Source organism: Roseiarcus sp. (assembly GCF_052145395.1).
Classification (GTDB): domain Bacteria; phylum Pseudomonadota; class Alphaproteobacteria; order Rhizobiales; family Beijerinckiaceae; genus Roseiarcus.
On the sequence record NZ_JBKQOT010000176.1, the window covers coordinates 1 to 4,323 of the forward strand.

Genomic DNA, 4,323 nt, shown 5'->3' on the forward strand with positions numbered 1-4,323 from the left:
AGCGTGCTCATTTTTTCGATCCCGCCGTAGACCAGCAGCCGCGCGCCCGCGGCTTTGGCCGCCGCGATCAGGGCAGGCGCCGGCGTATTGCTGGCGGTGCAAGGCGGTGAGGCGCAGGCGATCTCGATCGGCTTAAATCGCCCCGTGGCGGCAAGGTCGCTGCGCAGCGCCTTCACGAAAGCCACCAGGCGCGCGGCGTGCTGCGCCGTCTGGTCGCGAGGCTCACCGGAGGTATCGGTGTAGTCGAAGTCGATGACGGCGACCGGGATCGGCGGACGTGCAGCGTCAACGCCGGAGACCGCAAGCATGGCAATCGCCGCGGGGACAGCGATGCGGCGGAGCGAGCGCGCCGATGACCTGATTCCCATCGTTTTCCCTTTTCGACTCAAGTGTTCGGGCAAGAAACTTTCCAAAGCGGGTGGGTGCGGCCGAGAGGAAGCGTCCGATCGGCGCTCCTCTTCGCGACGCGAGCTGCCCCGTCATCCGCTCGGCGACAGAATCTCGCCCTTGCCGAGCGCTGCGAGGTCCCCCGCGAGACGGCGCAGCCGTCTGCGAAAGAGTCTGGCGAGCTTCGCGCTCTCGCGCGCGACGAAGTCGGCGATAATCCGCGCGGCGACGAGATCGTGTTCGCCGCAATCGCCGAAGGACGGAGAAAGCCGCGTCGCTCCGCGCCCGAGCAGGATCGTTCCGCGGTTCATCAGATAGCCCGGCAGGTCCCCCGCCTCGCCCCCGATTGCGAGCGTGCCCGCGATCATGCGGCTGCCGGCGTAAGCGCCTGCCCCGCCCTCGATCAGAACAACGCCGCGGCGAAGCCGATCGGCGGCCCTCGCGCCGGCGTCGCCGCGAACGAGCAGCAGTCCGCCCGCCATGCCGACGGTCTCTCCGCTCAAGGGGCCGGTCAGCCGTTCCCCGGCGGAGCCCGCGATCTCGAGGACGCCGCCCCTCATCCCGGAGCCAGCAAAGGCTCCGGCGTCGCCGCGGATTGTCAGTCGCCCGCCGCTCATCAACCGGCCGGCCTCGACGCCAACGCCGCCCTCAACCACGATGGCGCCTGCCGCAAGCGCGGTCCCGACGCGGTCGAATCGCTCGCTGCCTCCGTCAAAGACGACTGTTTCCGCCTCGCCCGCGCGCATATGGAATACGTCTCCGACCGTCACCCGCTCGCGGGTCGTCTGCAGCTCGATGGCGTCGATCTCCGGGACGCTTTTCCCCGACAGGTTCGCCGGCGTCAGGGGCGAAAGATCGAGACGCTGCGGAGGCGGCGCTCGAAGGGTGAAAGTCAGCGGCTTCATGGTGGCGGCAACTCTCGCAGTCGGTAGTGATGGCGGCCAAGTTTGCCGCCGTAGTTCCCCGCCCCGACACGCAAAGCGCCGCGTTCGGGGCCGAGAGCCAGGATCGCTGAGAGGCCGGCGCGCATCGCCGCCGCAACCGCAGCGCTCGTCAACCCGTCGACGACGATTTCGAGGACGCAGCCGATCTCGGGATCGAGCGCGCTCTCGACCGCGCCTTTCAAAGTCGGGCAGTAGGCGTCGTTGGTCGAAGCGGTCGCGCCCTTGTACTTGGAGCCCAGTTTCGAGCCGGATCGGGCAATGCCGCCCGGAAACGGCATGATGACGTCGGGAACCGCGCGCATCGCTTCAACGGCGGCCTCGGCGGCCGCAAGCGTCCTCGCCGGCGTTGCGCCCATGATGATCAGATTGCCTCCGCCGACCGCGCTCTTGGTCATGAACGCCGTCGACTCGCAGACAAACTCCCCGTCCATCACCGGCACCCGCCAGAAGCGTCTTGACCCCAGCTTCTTCGAAATCTGCCAGCCGTCGCCGAAAAACCGAATCGCCGCGCCGACCTTCAGCTTTTCGTCTCCCGCCTCGAGCCCCGCGTAGCAGGCTGAGCCCGGGCTGGTCAGGACGCATTGGCCGACCCTCATCTGCACCTGACGCTGCAACTCGGACGTCGATACAGCGAACATCAAGACGCGCACGCCCGGCCGCCCGTCCGGCGTTTCGCGCGGCGACAGCGCATGGTCGACCCCGGCCTCGCAGCCGCAGGCGATCACCGACGTGGCGAATCCCGTCATGGTCGTCGCAGCTTGCAACGCCCAACGCTTCGTCGGCGCCGTTATGATGAGCGCCGTCGCCCGCATGTCGAAAGCTTCGGCGAAGGTGTCGTCGACCCGGACGCTTGTCGAAGTCAGCTCGAGCATGCGATGTTCTCAAAAGGCCCAGGCCGCGGAATTGCGCCCTCGGGGACTCGCATGAAATCGGATGGAAGCCCATAGCGCTCGTCGTAGTAATGGTCCATGCGACGCCGCATGTCAGCATCGACGGGGGTTGAAAGCTGTATCGCACGGCCGAACCGGTAGTGCGTGACCGCCCCGTCGCGCACGACCAGGTCGCCGTCCTTGTAAACGCGGGCCGCCGACCGGAACATCGCGGCGAGATCTCGCCCGGGGCGATAGAGCGCGATGTCGGCGCGGCCGCCGACGCCGAGATGCCCGCGGTCCGAGAGCCCAAGGAGCCGCGCTGGCGCCGCGCGCGTCATCGTCGCGATCTCATAGATCGTGTATTCGCGAGACAGTGACGGCGCCGTCGTCATCGCGGCCGCCTCCGCGGGAATGCGGGCGAGCCACTGGGCGCGCAAGTCCTTGTCCATCAGCAGGGCGAACAGCTCCGGATAGACCGTGAAAGGCGCGCCGTTCGGATGGTCGGTGGTGAAGAAAACGCGCCACGGGTCGTCGATCAGCAAAAACAGCTCGAGCCCGACGGCGAACTGTACGGCGTTGAAGAAGCTTCCTGCCTTGTACTCGAAAGGAACGACCCCGCCGCCGTTCGAATCGCCGTCGAAGATGACGTATTTGCTCGGATGGGCGAACCCACGCGCAGCGAACTGACGCAACACGTCCGATGAGATGGTCACGGTCTGGCCGAACATCGCCTGGCCGACGTCGATCGTCACGTTCTTCGTCGCATTGACGGCCTCCGCAAGCTGTGGGGCAGCGGACGAAATCCCCTGCTTGCCCTCGGCGCCGTAGCCGTAAAACTGAAGATGCGCGAGGTGCAGCGGCAGGTCTTCTGCGGCGGCGATGGTCTCCAGAGCCGTCTTGAAGTTCCCAGGCATTCCAAGATTATTGCAGTGGACATGCAGCGGATGCGGCACGCCGAGTTCGTGCACCGCCTGCTGCAGCGTCTTCACGATCTCCCGGCTGCTGACGCCGTAGGTTGGCACGACGTCGTCGAAGGAGAACGTTCTCACGTTGTCCTTGAAGGCCGCGACGCCGCCGGCGTTGATGACCTTGATCCCGAGCGCGCGCGTGCTCTCGATGATCCAGGCGACATGATCCCGGACCGCGCCGGCGCCCTTCCCCGCGCGCATCAGGCCGAGGACAAAATCGTCGTTGCCAAGGATGGCGAGGATCGCTTTGTCGATGATCGGGATGTCAGCGAGTTCGAGATGCGCATGCAGCGCATAATGAGGCGAAACGGCGGGCTCGACGACTGTGGTGAAGCCCATTTCCGCGTACAGGCAACCCGTCTCGAAGGTCGACCAGCCGGCATTGGAAAGCGGCGTCGCTGCGGGCCGGCGCGCGTGGGCGCGATGTTGCTCCGGCATCAGCAGGCGCGCGGTGTTTACGTTGCTGCCGGCGATGTGCGAATGAATGTCGATGCCTCCCGCCATGACGATGAGGCCCTCGGCGTTCACGATCTCGTCGGGGCGCGCCTCGGCTGAAGGCGCGACAATGCGGTCGCCGCGAATGTAAAGATCGCCGATTTCGTCGCGCTTGTGCGCGGGATCGACGATGCGTCCGCCCTTGATACAGGTCAGCATGCCTCAGCGCCCCCATCTCGAAGGGTTCCGGCGATGAGCGCGAGCGCCTCGGCGACGCTCGGCAGGTCGCCCGAGGATGACGAATTCGCGCTGACGGCGACCAGGGCTCCCGTATCCAGGGAATGAACGACGGCGTTGTGATCCACGCCCGGGCGTCCAACTTCGATCAGCACTTTCGGCGCCTGCGTCGGGCGCGCCGCCCGATCGCACAGGGCGATCGAAATCGAACCCGAAGCCCACTCCGGCGGCGGCGCGCCGAACGCGGAGATCCAGACGACACAGTCGACCTCCCCAGCTCTGACCAGGCGTTCGGCGTCAAATCGCCAGGGGTCGTGCACCGGCGCGCCGGAGCCGAAGCCGGTTCGCATCGGGAAGCCGGTCATCCAACCGCAAACAGCCAGAACGCCCGCGCCGTTGTCGCCCGCAGTCAACGGCAAGGACGAGAACCGCGTGGACTCGTTTAGATCGCGCACGAGGCCGTTGACCATTTCGATCTCG

4 protein-coding genes and 1 pseudogene are annotated in these 4,323 nt (G+C 66.6%); all 5 read right to left on the reverse strand.

What is annotated here, in order from left to right:
* On the reverse strand, nucleotides 1-308 hold a 308-nt coding region (locus tag ACLP25_RS06215; protein WP_442468355.1), incomplete at its 3' end, for a DUF2380 domain-containing protein.
* A gap of 171 nt (nucleotides 309-479) precedes the next feature.
* Nucleotides 480-1,292: a formylmethanofuran dehydrogenase subunit C gene (locus tag ACLP25_RS06220; protein WP_442468356.1), complete on the reverse strand. Its 813-nt coding sequence runs from the start codon at nucleotides 1,290-1,292 to the stop codon at nucleotides 480-482.
* The gene (gene fhcD / locus ACLP25_RS06225) at nucleotides 1,289-2,203 is read right to left on the reverse strand and encodes a formylmethanofuran--tetrahydromethanopterin N-formyltransferase (RefSeq protein WP_442468357.1); all 915 of its coding nucleotides are present in this window, start codon (nucleotides 2,201-2,203) and stop codon (nucleotides 1,289-1,291) included. Before fhcD ends, ACLP25_RS06220 begins: the two co-directional genes overlap by 4 nt.
* Nucleotides 2,191-3,825 carry a formylmethanofuran dehydrogenase subunit A gene (locus ACLP25_RS06230; protein WP_442468358.1) on the reverse strand — a complete coding sequence of 545 codons (1,635 nt, stop codon included), beginning with the start codon at nucleotides 3,823-3,825 and terminating at the stop codon, nucleotides 2,191-2,193. The genes fhcD and ACLP25_RS06230 overlap by 13 nt, the downstream gene beginning before the upstream one ends.
* Nucleotides 3,819-4,323: pseudogene (locus ACLP25_RS06235) on the reverse strand (tungsten formylmethanofuran dehydrogenase); the annotation flags it as partial. The pseudogene ACLP25_RS06235 and the gene ACLP25_RS06230, both read right to left, overlap by 7 nt.